Source organism: Williamsia muralis NBRC 105860 (assembly GCF_001598915.1).
GTDB lineage: Bacteria > Actinomycetota > Actinomycetes > Mycobacteriales > Mycobacteriaceae > Williamsia > Williamsia muralis.
In genome coordinates this window covers 49427-73673 of record NZ_BDAP01000010.1, presented here as the reverse complement: position 1 = coordinate 73673, position 24247 = coordinate 49427, and the positions used below count along the sequence as shown (strand labels likewise).

The following is a 24247-nucleotide window of genomic DNA, read 5'->3' as shown; positions in this document are numbered from 1 at the left end:
ATATGGCGATAGAAATAGAGGTGAACAGGCGTTATGCAGACTACAGGTCCCGTCCGTGATCGACGCGACTGTAGTGGTCGGGGGTGTCGGGTGCGGGCGGTGTGTGGTTGGTGCGGTCGACTCCCCGGCGAGGGGTTCTGGGTGGGGTCTGACTCATGGACACCAGGCGGCTGGGGTGTGGGTGGAGGCGGTCGGCGGCACGTTGTTCGAGTGCGACCGCTTCCTCGAGCAGCAGGGCTGCCTTGTCGCGTTCGCCGGGTTGGGCGTCGGGATGGAGGATGACGGTGTTGGCTGCGTCGGTGGCGGCCACGGCGGCCGACTGACTTTGGTAGGGATCGGTGTCGCGGAACTCGACCGCTCGGTGCACCATTGCTCGCGCGTCGGCGAGAATCGTTGACACAGAGGGTTGTTCGCTCACCCCGGCGCTGGTCAGCGCTTCGCGCCAGTCAGAGACGGGCAGTAGCTCCGGATCGGTCAACGAGGGACCGTTTCGGTTACGCATACGGTGCCACACGTCCGCATGCAGCTGACCTAGCTGATGTTCTTTCGTCGCACCCCGCCGGGCGGCGGCTTCAGCGATCAGCGTGAGTGCATCGGGCTGCTTGTTGTTCATGAAAGTCCTTGTCCGTCCGGTTCGAGGGTTGTGTCAAGGGACTGGGTGTGACCAGAAGTCATCGGGTGCGGCTGGGCACGGTCCGAGACCAACCGGAGACGCGCTGGTTGCGATGCGGCAACGAGGTCGGCGACCGTGGGTGTTGGTCGGCAGGATTGTTGATCGGTTACCTCCGTCGTTTCCGTGGTGGTGTGGGTACTGGGTGGTGTGCGGTACCGGGCCTCGGCGAGGGCTTGGTATTCGCGGGCGGCCATCATCTGTCGGACCTCGTCCGCCGTCTCGAAGCCCAGCTGCTCGACGAGAGCGGGCGTGGGGTTGAGCATCAGCGACCAGCCGTCTTCTCGTCCTCGTTCGCTCATACGTTGGGTGAGTGCTTCTTTCGCGGCGAGGGCCTCGGGGCTGGTTTCGGCTTCACGCAGTTCGCGTTGCAAGGCGGTCAGCTCGTCGGTCATGTCCCGAAGTTCACGGCCGCGGGGGAACTCGCTCAAGGTCACCTGTTCGAGTTCGTCGAGACGGGCCCGGTCCCGGTCGAGTTGCCAGCGGCCCACGTTGAGGGAGTGTTCGGCGCCGGTGACCATACTTTCCAGGCGCGTCATGAAACCGGAGTTGTACGCGGCCCGGGCTGCGGTGGAACGATCACCGCCGGTGACCGAGTCGCTGTCGAACAGGTCGCGGAGCTTGATCTCTTTGTGCGGGATGGGCAGGTCAGCGAACTGCAGGTAGATGCTGTCGGTTGACATCGGACGCACGATCTCCACGGTGTGGCCAGCTACGTCGCCGATCGGCCGGGACACTCGCATGCCGGCCCCTTTGAGCAGGGCGGTTTCCCGGCGCAGTGTCTCGACCAGTGCCTCGGAGGCGTCAGGCCGTTTGCGGTAGGTGTGGTCGTCGACGGTGATGGTGAACGCGTCTTTGTCTGCTCCCCGCCATCGTTGCAATGCCGGTAGCGCAGCCTCGAGGCGGGCGGTGCGTTCCTCCGCTGAGGGCACCTGCCAGCGCAGGTTGTCGCGTTCGCGTTCGATGCTCCGCTGTTCGGCAAAGTGGGCGTCAGCTTCTGATTGCAGCTCGACCACCTGCGCGTCGAGTTCGACCTGGCGCAGATACCGAGGGTCACCGGTCGCCAACGCCTTGGTCATGGCCGCGTTCTCGGCGATGGAATCAGCACCCAGGTCCGGCATCCTGCGCATCGAGCGGTCCGCGTTTCTGAACTGTTCAATGAAGTGCGCTTTGCGATGCACGCCCTGCCACATCACGGTGTCATAGGCCCGTTCGGCGACGTAGTTGAACACGTGCACCTTCTTGTTCTGGTTGCCCTGCCGGATGATTCTTCCGTCCCGCTGCTCGAGGTCGGCAGGCCTCCAGGGAACGTCAACGTGATGCAGGGCGACGGCGCGGGTTTGAATGTTGGTGCCGGTGCCCATCTTTTCGGTGGAGCCCATGATGACCGACACCTCCCCGTTGCGGCATTGCTCGAACAACCGCGCCTTGTCCGAGGACTTCGGGTAGTCGTGGACGTAGCGAATCGTTCCGGGATCCATTCCGCCGGCGATCAGTTCGTCGCGGATTTCGTCATAGAGGGAGAACGATCCATCTGTTTTGGGTGTTGACCTGTCGCAGAACAGGATCTGCAGCGCCCCAGTGCGCGGTGATGGTTCACCGAACGCATCGAGATACACCGTGTCCTCGTACGCGCGGTGCAGCTTCAGCACGTTGCGCGCTACATGCCATGCTCTTCGGTTCTCGTTGTCGGGGTCGCGGGGCAGGTGGGCGGCCGCCCCTACCAACGATGCGTTGCGGCCGTCGTTGGCGATCTTGAGCGCGTTGTCGAGGTCCATCCGGCGGGGGTCGAGATGATCGGCTCGGTACCCGAGGTCGGTGATGAAGTCCAACACCTGCTGCGATGGCCGAAAGGTGACGATTTCTGTGGTGTCGCCGACTTTGGCGGGCAACTTGGCGGGCACCTGGTCACGGCCCACACTGTCGGTGAAAACACTTGAGATAGCGACGAGGTCACCGACATTGGTGAACTCCCCTACCCGGGTCACCGACCGCAGCCTGGTACCGGAACTGTTGAGTTCCACCCGTTCGATGGTGTCGGTGAACGTCGCCCCCCACTCGTCGAGTCCGGCGACACCGGCATCGATCAAAAGGTCGGGTCGCAGATACGTTTGCATCACCCACAGCTCGGCCAGATTATTCGCGACCGGGGTCCCGGTGGCGAACGTGGCCACTCGCTCGACGTACGCATCCGAGGCGATTCCGTTCTCGGCGGCCTCATGACGTCGCACCGATCGCAGATGAGCGAGCTTCATCTGCAGGTCTGAGGCCTGATCCGATCCGGCACAGGCCAACTCGGCGACGTGCGATTGGCGGGCGAGGTTTTTGAACATGTGAGCCTCGTCGATGAACAGGTAGTCCGCCCCTGATGCCTCGAACGTCAGTCCGGTGTCTTTGCCGGCCTGGTCCAACGCTTCTTCGAGTCGTGCCTCCAGTCGCGCCTTGGCGTTTTCGATCGCTTTGACGCTGGCTTCGTTCTGAATCTCGTACTCGGCGTCGGGGCCGAAGTAGGAGCGTTCGATGTCCTCGAGCTGGCCGCGGATGTATTCGGCTTTGGTGCCGGCGTCGACGCTGATTCTGGTGAACGCCGAGAGCGGCACGATGACCATGTCCCAGTCCTGGGAGGCCGACTGGGCGATGAACAGTCGGCGGCCTTCGGCGTCGGTGGCCGCGCTGCCGGAGAGGACATTGGCCGCCGGGTACCACTGTTTGGCTTCTCGGGTCACCTGCTCCACGATGTGGTTGGGGACCACAATCCACGGTTTGTTGACCACGCCAAGGCGTTTGAGTTCCATCGCACCCATGAGCATGGTGCCGGTCTTGCCGGCGCCGACCACATGATCGAGGAGGACCGTGGGCTCGGAGACGATGCGCTGCACCGCGTTGCGCTGATAGGCGTACGGGTCGAACTGGTCACCCAGGCCAGGGAACTGTCGATGCGAACCGTCGTAGACCGGGGCGACGGTCGAGTTGAACAGCTCGTTGTATCGGTCGATCAGGCGCTCGGCGCGATCGGGGTCCGAATGCAACGCCCATTGCTCAAACTCTTGAGCGATGCGCCGCGCGCGGGGACCGGCCGCCCGTGATGCTCCGTCGTGCAGCCAGTCGCGGCTGCCGGTGGCCTCGAAGAACTCTTTGGACTTGTTGATCTGCGGGGGCTGGTTGTTGAGCACGTCGGTGAACATGTCCACCCAGCCGTAGTCGTGGCCACCGTTTTTGCTGCGCCGCATGCCGGCGAACATCACCCCGACCCGGTCGGCCTCGCGGTCCTCGAAGTTGAACCGAGATGACTGCGCCGACGCTTTGGGAACCAGTCCCCAGGTCAGGTCAACACCACTGAGCCCCGGGTAGTAGTCGACCTCGACCGACCATTCTCCGGCTGCATATTCCACGCTGACGCGGGTGTCTGCGGGAACGCTGAACGTGTCACGGATGAACTGCTCGTAGTCGCTGGTCGGGACCCACGGGGCTCCGGGGCGTACGGAGATCCCACTGGATAGCCGGGGCGGTAGCACCTCGGTGAGGGCGTTGACATTTGCGCGGTAGCGCTCATCGAGCATCGCCACTTCAGTTGCTGCGGACAGCTTTTTGCGGACGTTGCCCGACAAGTACTGCGGTGCGGGTATCCAGGTGTCGGGATCGTCGAGGGACCGGAAGGCGTGCGTGCCGATGGCCTCGGGGACCTGGTCGACGTCGAGGTCGAGCAGCTCGGCGAGACGGTCGATGTCGAGCCTGCCGCGTTCGTCGAGCACCGCCGCGATCGCATCCTCGGTGGAGGCGATGTCACGCGGAAGGTCGCGGGGGCTGAGCACATCGTTGTGGAACAGGGCCGCTTTGCGGGCGGTACCGGTGTCGTCGCTGAACTGTTCCAGAGCCATCACCATGGCGAAGGTCGGATCCTGGCGAAGCAGTTTGCCCAGATGGGGGTAGGACTTGTACCGCTCACGCGGATTGACCCAGGCTTGAGCTGAGAGCTCGTCAGCAACGGACGAGGGCAGCGCGACATCGGCCGATACTCCTTCGGCGGCGCGCCATTGGCTGGCCAACTTTTCGAACGTTTTGTCGTGCTGAGCCTGCGTGATCTCTTTGGGCTCAATCCACTTGTAGCGGTTGACCGGTCCGTAGGTGCTGACGTACTCGTCATAGCGGGCATTGAGGTCGGCGCGTATCGCGAGTCGCTCGTGGGAGGGCTCCCCCAGTCGTTGGGACTCGATCAGCGCCGCGGCAAGGTCGCGTAACTCGAGCAACCGGGCCCACTCGCGGGTCTGGGCTTTGCCCCGCGTTTTGGCCTCCTCCCAGTCCGATCCGTTCCACCGTTCGATCTGGGTACCGGCAGTGTCGGCGCGGAGCATTCCGACGACGAAGTCGGTGGTGGTCGCGCGTTCTCGGCGAATCAGGCCGTAGGTGAAGTCCTCCCGCACGGGGCCGATGGTGTTGTGCCAACCCGCGGTCAGGGTCAGGTTCGCCTCGTGGGCATAGTCGACAACGTCGGCGAGACGATGCCGTACCTGCCCCGCCACTGTCGCAGCGTCGCTGGCTCCGTCGACCTGCAAGGTGGTCGACCCGTGAATGCCTTGACCGTGACGCAGGGTGCCGAGCACATGATTGGGATGGGTGATGAAGTAGCGGTTGATCACTGACGATTCAGCGGCCCCGTTATAGCCACGCACCGGTACCGAGCCGGTCGAGACGAAGTCGGTGGTCTGCACGGTGGGCTCGCGGTCGTGTTCGCGCCGGCGTAGGACCAGCAGGTCGGTGACCACTTCGGTGCCGGCGACCCGGGAGAACGCCCCGGTGGGCAGGCGGATAGCACCGACGAGGTCGGCGGCGGCGGCGATCTCTTTGCGGGCACGCTGATCGCTCGAATCCATGGTGTATCGGGAGGTCACCACGGCCACGTAGCCGCCCGGCGCAGTCAAGTCCAAGGCCTTGATGATGAAGTGGTTATGAATCGAATGGCGCCCTTGGTTATGGGCGGGGTCATACAACCGGAAGTCGCCGAAGGGGACGTTGCCGATCGTGGCCGCAAATGACTGTTGCGGAACGTGGGTGGTCTCGAATCCTTCGTTGCGGATCTGGGCGTCCGGATGCAGGGCGGCAGCGATCTGCGCGGTGGTTGCATCGAGCTCCACACCGACCAGCTGCGCTGAATCGGGCGCATAGGCCAGGAACGTTCCGGACCCGCACCCGGGTTCGAGAACGCGACCTGAGGTGAACCCTGCATCGACGAGCGCGCCCCACATCGCTTGCGCGATCTGAGGATCGGTGTAGTGGGCGTTGAGGGTGTTTCGTCGGGCTTGGCCCCATTCGCTGTCGGTCAGCAGTGCCCGTAGCCGGTCCCGGTCGGCGGACCACTCAGTTTTGCGTAGATCGAACACGTCGGCGGCCGCGCCCCATCCCGACCACCGGGCGAGGACCTGCTGCTCATCAGCGGTTGCGTACCGGTTCTCGGCGTCCAACCGTTGCACCAGCTCGATGGCGTCCATGTTCGCCCGTGCCCGCGACTTGGCTCCGGTGGGCGGCAGAACCGGCTCACTGGGCCGGAACGGCAGCGGAACAGACGCCGGGCGCACTTGTGCCCCCGCGGGCGGAGCCGACTCACGCTCGGCACGTGAGCGTTCGGCGCGTTGCTCATGCAATTGATCGATCGGATCGGCTGCGGGGCAACCGGGTTCGTGCGGATCGCTGATGTGCGCGCCACACGCCGAGCAGGCGTCCTGACTGTCGTAGCTGGCTTCGGCAACCGGTGACTGCTGCGCGGGTTCAGGCAGCGGTGTCGCGCCGGGATCGAGGATGGCCGGATCAAGCGGTGCCGCCCCGTTCTCGTCGAGACCAAACAGGTCTAGCTGGGCATCATCTACCGGCCGGCTTCGGCGTCGCGCACCCGGCCCTTGGCGCGTAGTTCCTGCTCGACCTGGTTCGTAAACTCCGCCAGCAGCGGATCGTGCAGTCCGGTCGGAATCGTTTCGCGATCCTCGCTGCGCGCTTGGATCAGGTACTGGGCGCTCACCCGGAACCACGCTGTCCGGTGCGGCCACAGCTGGCCCACCAGCTCCTGGACCTCGGGTGTCGGCTCCGAGCGGTGCAGCGGGCGCATCCACCGATCGCGGTCGTGCCGGTTCGCCGCTAAGACGTCCGCGTCCCGCGCCTGTTGTTCCTCGGCCAGCTCCTCGAGGCTCTGGCGTGGCTCGAACTCCGCCACCGGTTCGGGAACCTTCGAGTACAGCTCCTGAGCGAGAATCTGCTCGCTCGCCTGCATCCGGGCCATGTTGATCAACCGGACCGTCGTCTTGTAGTCCGGGGCCTGATTGTGCTCGCGGCGGTACTGCTCCACCAGCGGGCCCTGACCGGGTATCTGATCCTCGATCAGGTTCTCGATCCGCGCCCCTTCCTGGTCCAGAAAGGCCTGCTGCTCGGTCGGATCCATCTTTTCGGGCAGTCCGATCTCGGTCCGCCACACTCGTGCGACGATCTGCCTGACCGTCTCGTCTTGTACTGCCATCGTGCTCATCATTGTCTCCTTGCTGGTCGAGGAAGTCGAAAAGGTTTGGTTCGATGTTGTTCGGATCATTTGCCTGGACGCCGCGGGCCATGAAAGAACTCCTGTAGATCAGTGCGAGCGACCACCCCACTTCGGGGTCCGCTGCTGTTTCGTATGGTTATCCACTGGTCAGAGGGTTCCTCTCTGATCGCCCAGCCCTGACGGGTCTAGCCACCCGTCAGGGCCCTGGGGCGAACTATGAAGCGAGCCGGATCAGGCGTGCACCTCCCTGTCCACGCCTACGGGGGTGGGTACCACGAGCATCTGACACCACCGCCACAGTCGCCGGAACTCCGCCGTCCAGGGCCGGCGCGAGTTGTCGACTGAAGGAGCCTCGAGCCGCACCATATTTCTCATGGAGGTCAGTGCGGTGCGCTGAACCCCAACGAGTCCATATTTCGTGCAGTGGTTGATCACGTGCTCGCAGGCCGCGTCCAGGGCACGATTAGCCAGCTCAGGCTTCCTGGCTGTGTTCAGCTCGATCGACACGAAAACATCAGCGGCGCGCACCACGAAAACCTCCACGTGCGGTCGAATATGCGCCACCTGAAGCACTTTCGCGACGCAGTCGCTCACGATGCTCTCCTGATCTACTACGCGATCGGGGGATGCTGGCCGTGCCTGCAGGACGGCTACATAATGGCGCGTACCGTTCACCGCCTGAAGGTCTTCGCGGCGGCCGGTCATGGTCGACCGCCGGACGAGTGCGGTTGCTCGCGCAGAGCGGCAACGTCGGTAGCACGATGGTGTTGCGCCACTACGGGTTGGCTGTGGTTTCGGCGACGTCGGAGCAGGACCGCCACGACGATGAGCGCTCCGCCGGCCACCGCGCACACCCCGAACGCGGGACCAGTGACAGCCCACTCGGTCGCCGCCGTCAGATCAAGCCCACACGGCGGTGGTTGAAGCGGCTGAATTCCCCCGCGCCCGCCCCCGCCGTCCGGTGGTGCTGCACACGACATGTCCTCACTGACCAGTGCCGCGGCGCTGCCGACCAGGAATGCCCCCGCGAACAGAGCCTGGAGGAACACCCACGTGCGCCAGAGTGCCCTGCCCTCGGGGCCGGGATTAGGAAACGGCCCCCCTTTCACGACCTGCACCACGAGCATGTTCGCGTAGAAGAGAATCAATGCCACCGTCAGAACCAGGTAGACCGGCATGGCTACCGTCCTGCCCCGGTGGTGACCCAGAGGGTCAACACCGCTGGCGATGTCGTAATTGCCTGGTCCCCGCCGCGGCGCTGAGGGCCATCATGTGTGGCGGTGAGGTCTCGGCGCAGCTGGTCGAGTGCGGTGGCCACGGGCGGGCAGTGGGTGGTGTGCTCGATGAACGCACTCAGTGCGGTGCAGATGAGTTCGCACATTTGGGCATCGGACATGTCGGTGTCGTCGGTCCAGGAGTGCGGATCGCAGGCCTGGCAGATCTCGCTGAGCAGCATCTGTTGTGCCGCAGTTGATGTCGAGTCCGAACGTTTGCCGATCCGCGCGTGTTCGCCGGCTGCGGCGAGCAGTATTGCTCGTGGGTCAGTCGACGGTGACATGAATCGGTCCCTCCTCGACAGTGGTGGCCGGTTCGGTGTCATCGCCGGGCTCGATGAGGTCGGTCAACGACACCTCGCGCCACCCCCGGTATCCGGGAAGATCACGGCACATCGCCAGTGCCGGATTGTCGGCCGCCACGTCCAATGTGACCAGAACCCGATGCCGGACAGCGTCTTTGCGAAGCCGCTCGATGTCGAGTTCATGGTTGCTGGTCGTCAGCGTCAGATTGATCGCCTCAAGTCCGGCGTATTCACGGGCCTGCCCTGCGAGGTACACGGCCTTGCCTGCAGCGGACAGGTCGGCGGTGATCTGCTCGCCCTCCTTATAGATCGGATCTTCCTCGTGGAAGTCGCCGTACCAGGGATCGCCTCCTTCGAGATTGCACACCGCAAAGGTGTTGACCTCGGCGTCTCCGGCGCAGCACAGCTCGATCACGGGGGCCTCGGCTGCTGCTGCGGTCAGCTCGGCGTACCGGTCGGCGATCGCTTGCTCGCGGAGTTGCTCGTAGTCGATGTGCAGTTGTTTGCGCAGCTCGGTTTTGAACGGCGGGAACAATCGTCTGGTGGCGAGTTTGTTGTCTTTGGCCCACCCGTACAGTTCGGTGTGGGTGGTCAGCGACCGTAACGCGGCGGCGTTGTCGCGTACCGCCCGCTCTGCTGTTTTCCAGTCGCTTGCATCACTTTTGGATCGGCGGCTACCTGCCATTTGTGAATATCCCTTCTCGTGTTCGACGGTTGTGACAGTTGTTGTGCGCGGGCTACCTGATGCTCAGACCGTGGACGATCACCACGGACGTGATGATCGAGGACAACGCCCATAGGCCACCGATCACGGTTATCCAGACGGTGGCGACGGGTACGCGCCGCCAGTGCTCTGCAGGTGTGCGGATTTGGCTGTAGACGGACACCCACGAGTGCGGCGACGATGGCTGCGGCGGCGAAAGTGCCCACCTGGGTGGTCCACAACGCCCACGACAGGGCTGTCTCGGTGTCCGGAGGAAGCTCACGCCCCAGCGTGCTTTCGCGGCCGGGTATGTCGTAGCCGACCACTTGCAGATACAGCGGCAGTGCGATCGCGACCCCAGCGATCACCAATCCTTGCGTGATAACCAGTGATCGCCGGTATTGGCGGGTGAATCGGTGCCAGGCCACCCGGCGAACGCGCCACAGGATCGTGGCGTGTTCGGTGGTGGTGCGGCGTTCGACATCGGCGATGGTCACGAGGTCTCCTGGAGGCTTGTGTTAGTGGCTCTATGTGCGGGGACAGCCTGGTGCGGTGTGCTTTTGAGGGACGCTGGGGTGTGGCGGTACGACCTGGCGGCGACTGCACCTCCGATCATGGTGGCCATTGCAGCGACGGTCAGGGCCGGCCCCGCGACCGTCCATGTGACGGGGTGGCTCGGGTCGGGCAGGCAGGCGCCGCCGCCGATTGTTCCCAGGCCCGGGCATTGCGGTGGTGCGTCGCTACCGGCGGCCACGCACGCAACGAAGGCCGACAGTGCTGCCACTACTGCCGCTGTTGCGGTTGTTCTTCTGGTCCAATTCGGTGTTGGGCAGGTGTCGGTTGGGTGGGGTTGTGCTCGAGTGATGCTGTGAGTTATCACAGTCGCCAGGAACGCGACAGCTGGTAGAGCGGCGAGGTACACGGCGTAGAGCGGCATATTTGGCTGTACTTCCGTCTTAGGCGGCGTTGGGTTCGTCGGTGTGCTGGGTGGGGTCGAACCAGCCATCGGGTGCGGGTACCACGGACAGCGATTTGTTTTGTGTGTGCTTGCCGTTGGTGCACTTGTTCATTGGCCCGTTGGTGGCGCTGATGTCGCGCCAGTGAGCGCTGAAGTGGTAGACCCACCACGACGACTGCGCTAGTGCGTCGTCACTGACGCGGGCCGCTTCCCACCCGCGGTGCAACGCCGCGAGTCGCACCGCGACCTCGGGGTGTCGCCACCACTGCTCGCACCAGAGCTGTTCGTTGGTGATCTTGCGAGCAATGGTGGGGGCCAACCACTGCTCAACCCAGTCCTCGAACCGCTCGAACTGCGGTGGGATCTTCTCCTGCTCGTCATCATCGAGCACCTCGTCGTCGAGGTCGGTGTCGTCGAAGTCGGCGTGAGTCATAGCGATTTCAGCTCTCTTTCGGTGTCGAGGTGGCGGGCTGGCGGTAGATGCTGGTGGCGATGTACACGGCGATGAGCGCGGCGGCCGAGAGGATGAAGATCGGGAAAGCAATCGCGGAGGTGGTCGAGATGACGTGGGTCCACAGGCGATCGGGGTTGTCGCTGGGTACCTCAGCGGCCATCGCTGCTGTTCCAAGGCCGACGGCGAGCAGGACAGAGGCGAGGGCCGCCCCGGTGATGACGCGTGCGGTCCGGCGTATCTGTCTGAGCCGCCTGAGTGCGCGCGGATGTGGCTCTGTGGTGGTCGTCGATACGGCCATGGCTGACACGCTCCTTCTGGCTCGGGTGTTTAGGCGGCGGTGTCGAGGGGTTCTTGACCACCAGCTGTCCGTTCGAGACGGCATCGCGCTTTGGAGGCCTCGATGGATTCTTTGAGGGGCCCGTCCCACCAATACTGTTTGCGCACAAGCGCAGCCGGGTAGGTGCCGAACATGGCGATGGCTCGGCCGGTGGGCATTTGCGCCAGCGCGTCGGGGCTCAGGACTGGTTCTTTGGAGAAGTTCTCGCTGTAGCTGGTGTGTCCTTGTGAGTGCGAGCGCGATTGACGTCGCACATCGCGGTGGCCGATGCGGTCGGAGACCTGTCGGAGGTAGTCCATGTCGTTGGATCCGCCACCGTAGTAGTGCAGGTTTGCTGCACCGAGTAGCTCCTGGAGCTGTTTGGCCGACCACACGCGGTCTGCCTGAGCCAGCGACTGCAAGATGGTGACCAGGCAGATGCCTTGTCCGCCGAAGTGGGAGTACCAGCCTGGAAGCTCCTGCAGTTTGCACACATTCGCTGCCTCATCGAGGATTCCCACCAGCGGGACAGCCAGTCGTCCATTGTTAGCGCGCGCAGCTTTGACGGCGGCTTCAAAGACGCATCCGGCCAGGGCGGTGGTCAGAGCAGTGGCGGCCGCGGGGCCTTCCATGCTCATCGCGTACACGGTGTCGGTGGACAGCACGAACTCGTCCGGGATGAACTCCACGCCGTTGTGGGTGATGTCGGCGTTGCCCAAGGAGTTGTCGCCGGCCAGGATGGTGCGGCGCGGGGGAAGTACCGAGGCGGCGTAGCTGGGATCACTCATGACGTTGACGAATCGACGCGCCATGTCATACAGGCCGTCTCGCTGGCGTGGGTTGAGGTTTTGCGCGGTGAGGACTTGTGATGCTGCGCTGCTGTGCCCGGCGGCCAGCAGAGCCTCGATGGGGGTTTCGAGGGTGGGATCGGAGAGCCATCCGTAAACGTGGAGTAGGTCGCCACCTGCGGCGGCGGCGGCGAACATGTAGAGCGCCAACAGTTCTTGGGCACCGCCGTCGAAGTAGGAGTCGACCCGGGCACCGCTTTCGGTGGAGGCTGATTTGAAGTATCCGGCGACGGTGCGGGCGTCGCGCAAATGTTCAACGTTGCGCAGCGGGTTCCACCACCAGCTCTGCACCAGTCCGGTGCTGTCCATGCGGGTTTGTTCGAGGGACCCGGCAATGTGCTGCAGGTCGCTGCACCAGACGGTGCCCCGGTCAGCGCGCACATAACGGGTGTGATCGTGCAGGTCGGATTTGTTGGTGGTGCTGAACACCGGGCCGGGGGCTTGGCAGATCATGGGGATGGCCAAAGCGTGTGTCTTGCCGGTTCGGGGGCCGGCGACCACGAGGGCGCACCATTCCCACGACAGCAGGAGCTCGCGCTGGGCCGCGGTGGCCAGCGTCCCGACGGACAGGCCCACGTCTGCGGCTGTGGTGATCTGCGCGGTCGGGCGCAAGCGTGCAGCGGTCTGTTTGGCTTCGCGGCCCATCACCACCCCGGTCAATTCCGAGGCCGTGGCGAGGTAACGGGCGTTGCGGTCGAACTCGCGGGTGCGGGGGTCGGGGCGGTGCTTGGCCCACAGCGCCGCGCCCACGGCAGCGGCTGAGCCGAGGACTATCAGCACCACGATCAGGGTGATGGTCGATGCGAGGGGCCAACGTAGCTCGCCGCTGGCTACGCGCAAGGCGGCGTTGATCGGGTTCTTCGGCGCTGGTTCGGTGATTCCGGCGAACCATCGACCGACCCGCCAACTTCCGTAGAACAGGGTGAGCGCTGCGACGATGCCCACCACTGCGAGGAGGGTGGCGGTGGTGGACATGTCGTTGCCTCCGCTGTGGCGGCGACGGGTGCTGCTGGGCATCGACGTTCTCTTTCAGGTAGGGGTCTGGGGCCTGGGACTAGTCGCCGGGGTTGTAGCCGGTGTCGAGGTCGACGGCGGGCGCAAGGTCAGCCGAGGGAGCGAACGAGGTGGTCGCGAGTGCGTCGGCCGGTAAGGACGAACTGGTAGCGCCCAGACCGCTTTGCTCGAGCAGATCCCCGACGCTGGCGTCCGCTGGTACCGCGTCGAGGTCGGCGTCGGTTAGTTCGGTGGTCGCGGCTGCGGTTGCTTCGGCCAGCGACCCGGGAGTCGGGTCGCTGTCGGGGAGGTCGGTGATCGGCTCAGCGGCCAGACCGTTGACATCGATACCGTGCTCGTCCAGTAGCCGTTCTTGCCACGCGTCGACCTGGATGCCGGCGCGTTCGGCATCGAGTTCTGCCGCCTCGAGTGAAGGATCCTCCGGTGCGAGTTCGGCAACGATCGCTTGGGCCGCTTCGGCGGCCGCCACGGCCGCCGCCCACTGGGCGAGCATTGCCGCCCGGTTCAGATCGGTGGCGCCGAGACGATCGGCGGTATCGCGGTGTACATCTGGGTTGGTTCCGGTGTGGAACTCGCTGGTGGTGCGGACGCGGCGCGTGCGGGAGATGGCGTAGTGCTGCAGGCGTTGTCCACGGACACGGCCCCCGCTGAAGCTGCGTCGCAGGTGGGGTGAACGGCGGCGCGCAATCGACAATGCGTGGCGGGCTGCGCTGGTGACTTCGTCGAGTACTTCGCCGCCACCGAGCTGAGGGATGGAATCGGACATGGAACGAACTCCTTTAGTGTTTCGTCGATTACGTGGTGGGCACGAGCGTGTATGCGGTGACGCGCCACCCGCCGTCGGTGCGGGTCAGCTCGGCGCGGGCAGTGAACGCGGCGTATGGGACCGTCTCTCCGGTCGGTCGCATCACGTTCTGGACGACGCGGACCGAGCGCACCGCGGTGGTGTCGGTGGTCGAGACTTCGTCGGTGACTGCTGCGGTGGCGGTGATCAGGTCGCCCGATTGCCGCCAGGCTTGCCAGTCAGCGGGGAGACGAACATTGGTGTCGCGGCCTGAGGTGTCGGCGAGTTCGCCACCGAGCCACGGACGCGCCCGCAGAACGGCATCGCCGGGTGAGTTGTCGGAGACGGGTTGCCAGGTGAACATGGCGCGGAATGCTTGTTCGGTGGCTGCGGTGATGGTGGCGTTGTCCGGGGCCAGTGGGTCAGCGATGGCGTGGTCGTGATCAGAGCCATGGTCGTGGTCTGCGTGCTCGCTGTGAGAGGGGGCGGTGTCGTGGTGGTCGGTGGTGGGGTCGGGCCATAGTGCCCACAGCGCGATTCCCAACACCACAGTCGCAGCGACGATTCCGGCTGCAACGATGGTCAGTGCGGTGCGTTTCATGACTGATCTCCTGGTGTTTTAGAGTCCGCTACTGGCGAATTGGGCTTCCATGGCGAGGATTTTGTCGGCGTAGGGCCGGGTTTGGTTGATGTAGTCGGCACCGTCGGTGGGGAACCCGCGGTTGCGTTGCACCGCGCCTTCGCCGGCGTTGTACGCGGCCAGGTAGAGCGCTTTGCGTCCGCCGGGGGTGTTGTCTGAGACCTCGCCGGAATCGACCCAGCCGTCGACGGTGGCGGCGATCTGACACATGTAGCGGGCTTGGCCCATGATCGCGTCGCCGGGATCGAACACCGACGCTTGACCGTTTCCGTCGTCGTCTTTGACGTAATTGGGTGCCGTGCCGGGCATGAACTGGGAGATACCGCCCGCGCCGTCGGGGCTGATGGCTTTGGGGTTGAACCCGGATTCTTGCTTGCCTTGCGCGGCGAGGAGCGCAGACCCGATCTGGGGACAGGTTTTCCCGGCTTTGCGGTACCAGGGCTCGTATTCGGCGGGAACTTTCCCTGCAGCGAGATTGTCTACGCCTGAACCGGTATCGCCGACCTTCATGTAGGACCCGCCGGAGCAGTTGGACGATCCGGTGTTGATGGAGGAGTCGGTACTGCCCCCGCCGGGGGCGAGGCCGTAGGTCTGACCGGGAGCTGGGTAGCCGTGGCCAATGGTTGTGATGTGGACGTGGTCCATGTGGTTGGCGGTGTCTCCGCCACGACTGGTCATCACGTTCGAGGGCCCCTCAGCGGGCCGGTAGGTCTGTTGCCAGATGATGTACTCGACGTTGAAGACCTTTTTGTTGGTCATCACGTAGTTGGCGACCGCGTCACCGAGAGCTTTGCCCTCGCCGCTGGTGTAGTTCGGGATCATCACGTCAATGGCGCGGCCCGATGGATGGTCGGGGAATGGGTCTTCGCGCCATCCGCCGATGGTCTTGATCTGCGGAAATTTCACCGCAACTGCGCGCGCCAATCGGATGGTGTCGATCTGCAGGCGGGCCTCAGAGCCTTTGCTGGCCGGTAGCGGCGGCAGCTCTCCCCCACCATTGTCGGCGGCGGTTAGAGGGGTGGGTTGAGTCGGTCCACCGTTGGTGCCGGTGGCGTTGACGAATGTTCCTGCCGCTGCGGGTTTTTTGTCGCGCACTCCCGCTGCCACCGATGTTTGTGGCCAGGCGTTCCAGCCTTGGGTCGCCAGGACCCGGTTGGCGACCTCCATTTGTTGTTCTTTGGTCGCTTTGTCTGCGGTGGGCGCATATTGACCGCCGCCGGCCCCGGTCCAGGTGCTCGCCGAGAACTGCAGGCCACCGAAGTAGCCGTTGCCGGTGTTGATCGACCAGTTACCGCCCGCCTCGTGTTCGGCGATCTTGTCCCAGTCGGCCACGGATACGGCCGCCGGATCGGTCGGGGCGTTTCGTTGAGGGGCAGTGCCGGCGTTGACACCGCTGGCGGCGTTGGTCGGTGGGGCCGAACCGACTTCGCGGGCCGAATCAACCCACGGTTGCGGGTCGACAGCTTTGCCGCCGGTTAGGCGCCCTCCATCCCATGTCTCGAAGTGCAAGTGTGTCCCGCCAGGGCCGGGCGGGGACACCTCGCCGTTGTAGCCAGCGTTGGCGATGTGCTGGCCGGCGGTGACCTTATCGCCGGTCTTGACCAGCACGTCCTGGGGGAACATGTGGCCGTAGACGGTGGACCACATCTTGCCGCCGATGTTGTGGTCCAACACAATCCACTGCCCGAAGCCCGAGGCGTCCCCGGCGGCCGCGACGGCGCCGTCGGCAGAGGCGTAGATCGGTTTGCCGGGAGCAGAGCCGAAGTCGACTCCCTGGTGCATCGCGCCCCCGCGCATACCGAAAGGGCTTGTGGGGGTGTAGTCGCCGGTCTTCATCGGCTTGACGGTGGTGCCCGGGGCGAGTGCGTCTTGGTTGGTCGCTGGCCCGGTGGCGTTGGGTGCGGCGGCGTAGGTGTCGCAATCAGCGTCTTCATCGGTGCTGAAGAGCGTCACGAACATCATTACCATCAGGACCACGCCAGCCATCGCTACGGTCGCCACCAGCTTGCCGGAGTTTTTCATCGCCGCACCCCCCTTCTATCGACCGGCCGTGAGGTCGCCGTCGCTGAGGTAGCTGTCGGCGGGTGCCCCGCCCTCGCCGTTGGCCAGGCGGGACAGTTCCGCGACAGCGGCACGCAGAGTCGAGATTTCGCGTTCGAGTTCCTGCACCCGCAAGCTCTCGTCAGCCGGTTCTGCGCGGGCAGGGCCCAGTTCCTCATGGGCCCAGCGACGAAGGGTCGTGACAGGTACACCCATCGCGACCGCGGTCACCGATACGGCTTCCTCTCGCGACCGGGACTTGGTGAGCTGCTCGCTCAGCGTTTTAAGGCATAACCCGCGAAAGCCACTGGTGTAGGTGCGTTTGCTCATGCTGCGCCAGCTCCGGCCCAGTCGGCGTCGGCAACGTCGTACTCCTGCTTCCAAACGTCAACCAGATCGAACCGTTGGTTGGTGTCGTGGATACCGGCCTCGATTTCGGCGGTGGTGAGCACACTGCGCAGCGGAAGCCCCGGAGCGCCCTGTTCCCCGACCTTGATATAGAACTTGCCCTGACCTGGGGGTGCAGTGTTGGTGCGAGCATCACCGGTGAGAGCCGGCGGCGAGGACCATGAGGTGATGTCGGCGACCTCGGTGTCGGTGAACGGTTTGATATCGGCCAGCCGGGACATCTCTTTGCGTGGCAGTGCGCCAACGACCAAACAGGCCGCCCGCTCGATGAAACCGCGCGCAATCTCGCGGTCCTCCTCGTTAGCCAGAGAGATCAGGTCGGTGACGGTGTGGGTGCACATCAACAGCGCTGTCCCCCACACCCGGTTGAGGCGGGTCAGTTCGTCGACACGTTCGACCATGCCGACACCGGCCCGCAGCACCTGCCACATCTCATCGAGCACTGCGAGGAAGTTGCGTTTGGGTCCGCATCCGGCGTCGTGCAAGAAGTGGGCAGCGGCGGTCGCGGCGAATCCGTGCTCCCAGCAAGTGAGCAGCACCGCGCCTTTGAGCTTGCGATCGGAGGCCTCGATGCCCGACACGTCAATGCACACTGCGGTGGCATCGACATTGATCGGGGTGGTGGTCTGTCCGGAGAACACATCTCCGAACCCGCCCTTGAGTAGCGATTTGAGAGTGCGGCGTAGCGGCTTGGACTCGAGCAGGCACGCCTGGCGATCGGTCTCGCAGTAGGCGTCGAGGATCGGTTGCGGGCAGTCGTCAAGGATCGCAATCAGATCGGTCAACTCAGGCTGGGTGCCCGAGCGTTGGCCGGCCTCGTCGCACAGGGCCAGTGCCTCGCGCAGCGCGGCCTCTTCAAAGTCTTCGATGCGTCGGCCACGGGTAAGCTCGGACAACGATTTGATTCGCCGCAGGCGGTCACCGGAGATCCGGGCGCGCACTTGCCGGGCGATGGTGGCGGCCTTGTCCGCGCTCAGGGTGAGTTGGTCGGCCAGCTCGATACGGCCGTGCTCGCGGGCCAGGTCGGCCTGATCGCGTCGGTCTGTGACTGCAGCGTCGAGGGTGGGCAGGATCTGAGAGAGCGGGCCCATATCGAGGGGGTTGAGTTGGCCGGCTCCGTTACCCAGGTCAATGATCTGGCCGCCGTCGATGGATTCGACCAGCTTGCGGTAGTCAGGCTTCATATCGCCGAGCACCAACGCGGTGACACCGGTGGCGATCAATCCGAGCATGATTTTGCGGGCCAGCGTCGATTTACCGAAGCCAGGCAGACCGAGCAGCATCATCGAGGGCTGGTGCAGAAACTTGGCCCTCGTCATCCACGACAGCGGGTCGAAACACACTGGGGCGCTGGTGTATAGGTGCGATCCCAACGGGATGCCCACAAGTGGGGCTCCTGCGCCCACCGGAAATGGCCACATGCCCGCCGCCTGCACAGTGGTCGCCCGGTACTCGACCGGCATGGCCACCGGTCCGGCGTGCCCGCCCAGATTGCCGACCAGGCCCCTTTTGCCTTCGGGGAGGGGTTTGACGCCGCCGCGGCTTTGCGACACCAGGCGTCGTCTGCTGTTGGCAGCGATCGTCTTCCGGTTCCGCACATCGCTTTTCAGTTTGAAGTCGGCAACCCAGCTTTCGACCCGGTTTCCCGACCACTTCTTGTGCTCGAGCTGTCGGCGTTCTTCAGGTCGCAGCAGTCGTGGCCCGGTCGACTTGGCCTTTGCCCGTCGGCGGCTTCGCCGGTCAGTGCGGCTCGGCGAGGGGTTGTCCGGGTCGTCGGCGCGATCGAAGTCCTCGGGTGTGTCCGCGCGGTGTTTGCCCAGCACCATGCCCATGGCTGCGGTGTCCTCTCGGTGGGTAGCTGTATCGGTGAACGGTGTTGTTACTCAGCGTGCTTGCGCGAGACCGAGGCGTGATCGGGTAAGAGAACTCCGATGCCGATAGTGGCGGCGAAGGCCGCTGACTGCTGCAGGTACATCCGTCGCACCCGCAGGCTGGCACGCATGGTCAGATCCCGGACGATCGCTTCGTTGCGTGGCACGTCGCTGTCTTCGGGGTTGGTGATGGTGATCATGATTCCGAACCGGGTCAGCCCGTGACCACGACCTTGTTCTTGGCGTTGCTGTTCGGTCGCCTCGACGCGCAGGTCCGCCTCGACGCTGGCCACCCCTTTGCCGCTATTGCGTCCGGACAGGGCGTTCTTGTAGTCCTTGTTGACCAGGTTGGCTGCGTCGGAAGGGCTGTGCGGGCGGTAGACGATCGCTACCCGTTTGCGGACCAGGTCGCCGTTGACGTCGACGACCGGGCGGAGCACGGTTTCGGGGACGGGTTGACTTGGTGCCAGCGACATTTCCCAGGTGGTGCTGAAGCAGCCGTCGTGCCAGTAGGTGGACCGCTTGTCGCGGTGGGCCATCGGCCCGGCATCTTCCCAGCCCAGGTCGTGCCCGCCCTCGTCGATGTCGGCAAGCTCCAGGGAGTTGAGGGTGCTGGGACTATAGGCCCGTTTGGTCAGGGCGACGATTTCATCCGAACCCAACATGCGCGGGTTCAGGTTGGCCTCGTCGAGCACGGTGAGCAATCCGCCCAGACGCCGGGAGATCTCGGCGATCTGCTCCCCCACGTCGTCGCGGCGAGCAGCTGAGGTCGCTTTGAATGTGATCGCTACCCGCGCCCACATCCGCACCGAGCCATAGGGCAGGATTTCTGCTGACTCGGTCATCATCGCGGTGGGCAGCGGCCCCCCGGGCATCGACGGCCGCACCAGTTCGGCGACCTCGCGGCGCAACCGGTTCCCGGTTTCGGGCCCTGTCTCAATGACGACGGTCGCCCCGTCAACGTCGCTGGTGTCGCCCAGATAGTTCAAGAACGTTCCCCAGTTGAACACCGAGACGTTCACCGATTCCTGGTCGATGGCTTCGTTGCCTTGCGGGAAGCACTCGATGACGACGGTCGATTGTTTGGTCGCCGGCAGGTGTACGACGCCGTACTTGTGGCCCGAGCGGTGCTGGTCCCACCCTTCGTGGAGTTCGCTGCCGTGCAGCAGCCCTGGAAGTCGGTTGGTGCCGTTGGGAACTCGGGAAAATAGCCCGGACAAATACATGTCTTCTCCTTTGCGTGTGTGCCTGCGCCACTGGCGGGCCAGGCCGGACCATTCGTAGAGGCTGCGCCCGGCGAACCGCAGCACCATCGGTGACCACAGCAGGTAGGCGATAGCAGCGAATGTGACAGCGAATCCCACCCCGAACCCGAACATGATCAGGGCGATAAACGCGATGGCGATGACCAGGAACCAGACGGAGGCGCGTGTGCTCATTCCGAACAGGAACGAGGACCGTGGAATCGACCACCCGCTGTAAAGGACGCGGTACTGCGTGTGTGGGCCGGTCACGAGGGCACCTCATTTCTGCCGAGTGAGCGTTGGGGTATCCGTGAGCCCACGGTGGCCGGTGGGCCGCCTTGCTGTGCGCCCGAGCTCGACCGCTGGGCCTTGGGTCCGCCGTCTGGTGACCCCGATGGGCCAGCCGAACCTGGTGGGGCTTTGGTCGATTCCACTCGCGGCGCCGGGGCGCTTCCTGTCCCTCCGGAGGTGCTGCCCTGGGATTGCCCACCGCTGGCGGGGCTGATGTTGGCGCCCCGCATCTCCCGGGCTCCACTCTTGGGCGCAGGACCGGCGTACCCGCCGCCCCCGCCTCCTCCGCCGCCCCCGCCGCCGGTGGCTTTGCTGCCGACCGCACCGATTGCTGCGCCGCCTGCCTTGGCTGCCATCGAGGTTCCACCGCTAGCTAGGGCCATGGCCCCGCCGGCGAGCATCGGCATCATCGAGCCACCGCCGCCGCCGACCCCGTCGTTGCTCACCCCGATCACACGCAGCAACGCGGGGAAGGACACCGCAGCGACGGTCAGCAGGATTAGGCCCTGCAATTTGCTGATGTCACTGGTGGGGTCCGAGGCCCACAAGGCGCACGCCATGATGGACGCGGCCCCGAGTTTGAAGAGCACGAACGCGATGGCCCAGTTACGCATGGTCTCAAACGAATTGCGCCCGAAGCTGCTGCCCGACGCGGTCGCTGCGATCGGAATGACCCCGACGATGACCATCAAGAACGCTTGCCGGATGACCAGCAGAACCGCTTGGGTAATTGCCCCGATCAACCCCATGATCGCGATGATGAGCACCCAGCCTGGGCCCCAGGTGGAGTTGTCGTCGATGAGCATGGCGCGCACCTTGCCGCCCAGGTCGTCGCCGCCCGCCTCTCGTATGAGCCACAGCGAGATCGCATCGGTGGCGATGGTGCCCAAAGTGATGAAGGTGGGAAGCATCGCGATCGCGAACACCGATCGCATCAGCACCTTGGCCACCTCGAGCGATTCAGCGGTCTCCCCGCCTGGCATGGCCATGGCGATGCGCACCGAGGCGATCATGAGCGAGATGGTCAGGGCCGCTACTTGTATCGGTGCGAACCAGGCCTGCAGGGTGGTCAAATACTGTGTTCCCGCCAGCTTGGGTGTCGGGATGGTAAACCACCAGTTCAAGACCGCCCCCCAGCCATCGGCGACTCCGGAGATCATGGATTTGACTGCTTTTCCGAAGCTCGATTTCCACATGGCCGACAGCGCGTCACTGGGATGGCTCACGACGTTGGCGACCTTGCAGGTCTGTTCGGCAACGTTGCCGACCATGCGGCTGATGGCCTGTGTAGGTGCAAGCCACGACCCCTTGTTCTTCGACATCCGCTCGCACACAGCGTCGAAACCGTACGTTCCGCCGCCCTCGCCGCTACCTGATGAATTAAGCGAGGGAGCGGGTGGCACGTTCGCGTCGAACGCCTTCTCAGTGGGCGTGGCTTCGGGAGTTCCGCTGGGAATAGCGAACTGTCGTGGTTCGCCGCACTTTTCGGTCACCAACGTCGGTGGTCCACCATTGGGACTCACGTTCGGTTTGAGAGTGGTGCAGGACTTCGACTTCTGGACCATTGAGTACCCGGCCGGTGGCTGCTGGTCGCCGGTCAACACCAGTGCGGTGGTGGGGACCTTGTAGTCGGCGGCATCTTGGGCGGTGACGTAGGCAAACCCTGTAGGGGCGGGATCGGCCGGAGCCGCATCCCCCTTGATCACTGCCAACGGCACCGTGGTGCCCTTCGCGCAGCCCGGGGTTGCCCCAGGCAGGCACACGCGTTGGCGGTCTTCTCGCACGGTGCCCGGCGGGAGGTAGCCGGGGTCGGCCGCAGTGGGGTTGGCCAGGTAGTACGAGCCGGTGAGCACCCCGAAGTCGAACTTCGCTTCTTGCTCGGAGAGGGGTTTCCACATGTCATCGGGGGCCGCCGATGCGGTTCCGCCGCCGATCACCAACGCCGCCACGAACCCGGACACGATCAACCAGGCTGCGACGATGGTGCTGCAGTGTCGCGGTCTACGGGTGGTGATCACCATGGTGTCCACCCTTCGAGTGAGGCCGTGGTGCCGCTGTTGTCGGCGGTGGGCAGCTGCAGCTTCCAGTCGCCGTTATCACCGGCATCGGCGTCCCAGACTGCTTGCCACCGGTTGGTGATCCATTGCTGTGTCGGTGTGCTTGCTGTGTCTGACTCTGGTGCGCGAGAGGCGATTTCGATAATCGCGTAGTCATCGGAGTAGTCGACAATCCGGAACGCATCCGGCCGGGCCTGGTAGGTCATCGCCGCGTCGGTGAGTTCGCGGTAGTAGGGGCCCTGTTTGGCTAGATCGGAGTTGAGTTGGGTGCGTTGGTCGGTGGTCATCTCGACCTGCTCGTCGTAGATGACCTGGGCCATCTCGTTGACGCTGCCGGCGATCCGCAACGAGATGTTCGACACCGCAATCGCTGCGCCCTGCGGACTGTGCCGAAACCCCAGGGCCTGTCCGGCGTAGACGGTGCGGGGACCGTCAGAGGTGGAAAACGGCACGATCACACCGTCGTTGACCTTCTGCCACATCAAGCCTGCCGGAGCGGGGACCGGAGTATTCGGTGACCACGTCGCAGTGCCTCGCCAGGAATCTTGGGGTAGCGCCCATCCGCCGCTCCACTTCGGGACGTCCACCCGGCGCCCAAATGCATCGGTGATCGGCGTTCTCAAACCCGCATACTGCGGGTCGGACTGGCCTGGCAGCTCCCCGGGTGCCCGGGTGCTTGCCGAGACCGGGGGTGGGGTGCTTTGGGGTCCTGCACCAGTGTCGGCTGAGTCGTCATCGCGCAGGGCCAGCACGGTGGCGATGATCAGGCAGATCACCACGCCGACGACGCCGGCAATCGCCAGAACGGTCCAGACGGGGTTGCGTTGCGCGCCGCCCTCGCTGGAGGTGTCCTGCTCGGTGGGTCTGTTGTGTGCCATGAGTTTCCTTCTGCTGGGCGTCGCCTGGGCGGTGGGCTGTCAGAACGTGCGGGGCTATTCGTGCAGGGCCACGAATCCGTCGAGGTTGGTCAGTGGCTGCGCGTCGGTTTCAGTGCCGGGCTCGGGCAGTAGGACTCGCCAGTCGGCCCCGGTCCAGACGACCGTTTGCTGTGCGGCGGTGAGCTTGTGGTCCTGCTCGACGGCCAGTTTCAGGGTGGCGCGGGCGGGGGTGTAGCTGGTGAAGATGTACCCCCGCGCGATCGGCGCTGTTCCCGCTGGAGCGGGCCCGGTTACCGACACCAACGCCCGGTTCACTGCGTAGGTGTCGCGGCCGGTTCCGGGGGCAGCGAGTTTGTTGGCGACCTGCGCCCAGGACTCGTCGGGAGCCAACGACAACCGGATGGTGCCCTGGAAGGCGGCTAACGCCGCACCCTGAGGGGTGTTGGAGTAGCCGGTCGCTATGTCGCCGGTGATCGTGCTCGGGCCGTCGGTGGCCGAGACGGGCAGTCGGGCACCTTGCCAATCGATCCAGCTCACGTTCGCCGGGGGCGCAGTGGTATTGGTGGCCGCCGCCGATTCTCGGGGTGTGTCGGACTCCGAGCCGCATGCGGCCAGGGTCAGGGTGATCGCAAGCGCCGCGACCGCGGCGAAGAAGGTCCGTAGGGAAGTCATTGGTGTAGCTCTCATTTCGTGTCAGGTGGCGAGGGTGAATCCGGCCAGGCAGTAGGCGGAGCTGAACAAGATGACGCACAACAGCACTGAGGCAATCTTTTTGGTTCCGCGGCCGAATCCGTTGCGCCATCCGAACCACAGCAGCGTTGCTCCGACCAACAGGCACGCCAGCAATCCCATTGATCCGATCCACATGCCGTAGCCGAGGATTTTGTTCATAGCGTCGTCGGCTTCGGGGGGAAAGGGCTGCGAGGGCGGTGCCGGTTCGGCGATCCACAGGGTGACCATGGGGTTGCC

The 24247-nt window shown here is 64.7% G+C and carries 21 protein-coding genes; all 21 read right to left on the bottom strand.

The features are described from left to right. Nucleotides 1–40: 40 nt before the first annotated feature. On the bottom strand, nucleotides 41–613 hold the full coding sequence (locus tag WIMU1_RS24255; RefSeq protein ID WP_062800952.1) for a hypothetical protein: 573 nt from the start codon (nucleotides 611–613) through the stop codon (nucleotides 41–43). Further along, nucleotides 610–6309, bottom strand: a complete 5700-nt coding sequence (locus tag WIMU1_RS24250) for a helicase-like domain-containing protein (RefSeq protein WP_243404730.1) — start codon at nucleotides 6307–6309, stop codon at nucleotides 610–612. Before WIMU1_RS24250 ends, WIMU1_RS24255 begins: the two co-directional genes overlap by 4 nt. A 218-nt stretch (nucleotides 6310–6527) precedes the next feature. Then, nucleotides 6528–7181 (bottom strand): hypothetical protein, encoded by a 654-nt coding sequence (locus WIMU1_RS24245; protein WP_157366808.1) that lies wholly within the window; start codon nucleotides 7179–7181, stop codon nucleotides 6528–6530. A 243-nt stretch (nucleotides 7182–7424) separates the two neighbouring features. Continuing rightward, entirely contained in the window at nucleotides 7425–7898 is a 474-nt protein-coding gene (locus tag WIMU1_RS24240; protein WP_062800948.1) for a hypothetical protein, read from the bottom strand. Then, the gene (locus WIMU1_RS24235; protein WP_062800946.1) at nucleotides 7895–8371 is read right to left on the bottom strand and encodes a hypothetical protein; all 477 of its coding nucleotides are present in this window, start codon (nucleotides 8369–8371) and stop codon (nucleotides 7895–7897) included. The genes WIMU1_RS24240 and WIMU1_RS24235 overlap by 4 nt, the downstream gene beginning before the upstream one ends. A 2-nt stretch (nucleotides 8372–8373) precedes the next feature. Beyond that, entirely contained in the window at nucleotides 8374–8751 is a 378-nt protein-coding gene (locus WIMU1_RS24230) for a hypothetical protein (protein WP_062800944.1), read from the bottom strand. Then, entirely contained in the window at nucleotides 8735–9457 is a 723-nt protein-coding gene (locus WIMU1_RS24225; protein ID WP_062800943.1) for a hypothetical protein, read from the bottom strand. Before WIMU1_RS24225 ends, WIMU1_RS24230 begins: the two co-directional genes overlap by 17 nt. Beyond that, on the bottom strand, nucleotides 9364–9972 hold the full coding sequence (locus tag WIMU1_RS26285) for a hypothetical protein (protein WP_133248718.1): 609 nt from the start codon (nucleotides 9970–9972) through the stop codon (nucleotides 9364–9366). Before WIMU1_RS26285 ends, WIMU1_RS24225 begins: the two co-directional genes overlap by 94 nt. A 459-nt stretch (nucleotides 9973–10431) precedes the next feature. Further along, nucleotides 10432–10866 (bottom strand): DUF4913 domain-containing protein, encoded by a 435-nt coding sequence (locus WIMU1_RS24220; protein WP_062800941.1) that lies wholly within the window; start codon nucleotides 10864–10866, stop codon nucleotides 10432–10434. Nucleotides 10867–10873: 7 nt separating this feature from the next. Beyond that, nucleotides 10874–11185 (bottom strand): hypothetical protein, encoded by a 312-nt coding sequence (locus WIMU1_RS24215; RefSeq protein WP_062800939.1) that lies wholly within the window; start codon nucleotides 11183–11185, stop codon nucleotides 10874–10876. Nucleotides 11186–11214: 29 nt separating this feature from the next. Further along, entirely contained in the window at nucleotides 11215–13068 is a 1854-nt protein-coding gene (locus WIMU1_RS24210) for a type IV secretory system conjugative DNA transfer family protein (protein ID WP_062800937.1), read from the bottom strand. Between the two features lie 37 nt (nucleotides 13069–13105). Continuing rightward, nucleotides 13106–13831, bottom strand: a complete 726-nt coding sequence (locus WIMU1_RS24205; protein ID WP_062800935.1) for a hypothetical protein — start codon at nucleotides 13829–13831, stop codon at nucleotides 13106–13108. A gap of 28 nt (nucleotides 13832–13859) precedes the next feature. Beyond that, a complete protein-coding gene (locus tag WIMU1_RS24200) occupies nucleotides 13860–14450 on the bottom strand; it encodes a hypothetical protein (RefSeq protein WP_062800933.1) in 591 nt (196 codons plus the stop codon). 18 nt (nucleotides 14451–14468) lie between these two features. Further along, complete coding sequence (locus WIMU1_RS24195; protein ID WP_062800931.1) at nucleotides 14469–16511, bottom strand: transglycosylase family protein; 2043 nt, start codon at nucleotides 16509–16511, stop codon at nucleotides 14469–14471. Nucleotides 16512–16526: 15 nt separating this feature from the next. Next, the gene (locus tag WIMU1_RS25995; protein WP_174548779.1) at nucleotides 16527–16859 is read right to left on the bottom strand and encodes a hypothetical protein; all 333 of its coding nucleotides are present in this window, start codon (nucleotides 16857–16859) and stop codon (nucleotides 16527–16529) included. Continuing rightward, nucleotides 16856–18769, bottom strand: a complete 1914-nt coding sequence (locus WIMU1_RS24185; protein WP_062800928.1) for a putative type IV secretion/conjugal transfer ATPase — start codon at nucleotides 18767–18769, stop codon at nucleotides 16856–16858. Before WIMU1_RS24185 ends, WIMU1_RS25995 begins: the two co-directional genes overlap by 4 nt. Before the next feature lie 47 nt (nucleotides 18770–18816). Beyond that, complete coding sequence (locus WIMU1_RS24180) at nucleotides 18817–20322, bottom strand: SCO6880 family protein (protein WP_084248540.1); 1506 nt, start codon at nucleotides 20320–20322, stop codon at nucleotides 18817–18819. Further along, nucleotides 20319–22364, bottom strand: a complete 2046-nt coding sequence (locus WIMU1_RS26280; RefSeq protein ID WP_133248717.1) for a hypothetical protein — start codon at nucleotides 22362–22364, stop codon at nucleotides 20319–20321. Before WIMU1_RS26280 ends, WIMU1_RS24180 begins: the two co-directional genes overlap by 4 nt. Further along, a complete protein-coding gene (locus WIMU1_RS24170; protein WP_062800922.1) occupies nucleotides 22358–23278 on the bottom strand; it encodes a DUF8175 domain-containg protein in 921 nt (306 codons plus the stop codon). The genes WIMU1_RS26280 and WIMU1_RS24170 overlap by 7 nt, the downstream gene beginning before the upstream one ends. Nucleotides 23279–23332: 54 nt before the next feature. Then, complete coding sequence (locus tag WIMU1_RS24165; protein WP_062800920.1) at nucleotides 23333–23950, bottom strand: DUF8175 domain-containg protein; 618 nt, start codon at nucleotides 23948–23950, stop codon at nucleotides 23333–23335. A 21-nt stretch (nucleotides 23951–23971) separates the two neighbouring features. Beyond that, nucleotides 23972–24238, bottom strand: a complete 267-nt coding sequence (locus WIMU1_RS24160) for a hypothetical protein (RefSeq protein ID WP_062800918.1) — start codon at nucleotides 24236–24238, stop codon at nucleotides 23972–23974. Between the last annotated feature and the right edge of the window lie 9 nt (nucleotides 24239–24247).

What these genes read in the sequence shown, in the direction of transcription:
- WIMU1_RS26280 (WP_133248717.1), bottom strand. Translation starts at nt 22,364, where the DNA reads ATGGTGATCACCACCCGTAGACCGCGACACTGCAGCACCATCGTCGCA.
- WIMU1_RS24255 (WP_062800952.1), bottom strand. Translation starts at nt 613, where the DNA reads ATGAACAACAAGCAGCCCGATGCACTCACGCTGATCGCTGAAGCCGCC.
- WIMU1_RS24215 (WP_062800939.1), bottom strand. Translation starts at nt 11,185, where the DNA reads ATGGCCGTATCGACGACCACCACAGAGCCACATCCGCGCGCACTCAGG.
- WIMU1_RS24230 (WP_062800944.1), bottom strand. Translation starts at nt 8,751, where the DNA reads ATGTCACCGTCGACTGACCCACGAGCAATACTGCTCGCCGCAGCCGGC.
- WIMU1_RS25995 (WP_174548779.1), bottom strand. Translation starts at nt 16,859, where the DNA reads ATGAGCAAACGCACCTACACCAGTGGCTTTCGCGGGTTATGCCTTAAA.
- WIMU1_RS24195 (WP_062800931.1), bottom strand. Translation starts at nt 16,511, where the DNA reads ATGAAAAACTCCGGCAAGCTGGTGGCGACCGTAGCGATGGCTGGCGTG.
- WIMU1_RS24235 (WP_062800946.1), bottom strand. Translation starts at nt 8,371, where the DNA reads ATGCCGGTCTACCTGGTTCTGACGGTGGCATTGATTCTCTTCTACGCG.
- WIMU1_RS24205 (WP_062800935.1), bottom strand. Translation starts at nt 13,831, where the DNA reads ATGTCCGATTCCATCCCTCAGCTCGGTGGCGGCGAAGTACTCGACGAA.
- WIMU1_RS24225 (WP_062800943.1), bottom strand. Translation starts at nt 9,457, where the DNA reads ATGGCAGGTAGCCGCCGATCCAAAAGTGATGCAAGCGACTGGAAAACA.
- WIMU1_RS24170 (WP_062800922.1), bottom strand. Translation starts at nt 23,278, where the DNA reads ATGGCACACAACAGACCCACCGAGCAGGACACCTCCAGCGAGGGCGGC.
- WIMU1_RS24200 (WP_062800933.1), bottom strand. Translation starts at nt 14,450, where the DNA reads ATGAAACGCACCGCACTGACCATCGTTGCAGCCGGAATCGTCGCTGCG.
- WIMU1_RS24165 (WP_062800920.1), bottom strand. Translation starts at nt 23,950, where the DNA reads ATGACTTCCCTACGGACCTTCTTCGCCGCGGTCGCGGCGCTTGCGATC.
- WIMU1_RS24240 (WP_062800948.1), bottom strand. Translation starts at nt 7,898, where the DNA reads ATGACCGGCCGCCGCGAAGACCTTCAGGCGGTGAACGGTACGCGCCAT.
- WIMU1_RS24160 (WP_062800918.1), bottom strand. Translation starts at nt 24,238, where the DNA reads ATGGTCACCCTGTGGATCGCCGAACCGGCACCGCCCTCGCAGCCCTTT.
- WIMU1_RS24185 (WP_062800928.1), bottom strand. Translation starts at nt 18,769, where the DNA reads ATGGGCATGGTGCTGGGCAAACACCGCGCGGACACACCCGAGGACTTC.
- WIMU1_RS24245 (WP_157366808.1), bottom strand. Translation starts at nt 7,181, where the DNA reads ATGAGCACGATGGCAGTACAAGACGAGACGGTCAGGCAGATCGTCGCA.
- WIMU1_RS24220 (WP_062800941.1), bottom strand. Translation starts at nt 10,866, where the DNA reads ATGACTCACGCCGACTTCGACGACACCGACCTCGACGACGAGGTGCTC.
- WIMU1_RS24210 (WP_062800937.1), bottom strand. Translation starts at nt 13,068, where the DNA reads ATGCCCAGCAGCACCCGTCGCCGCCACAGCGGAGGCAACGACATGTCC.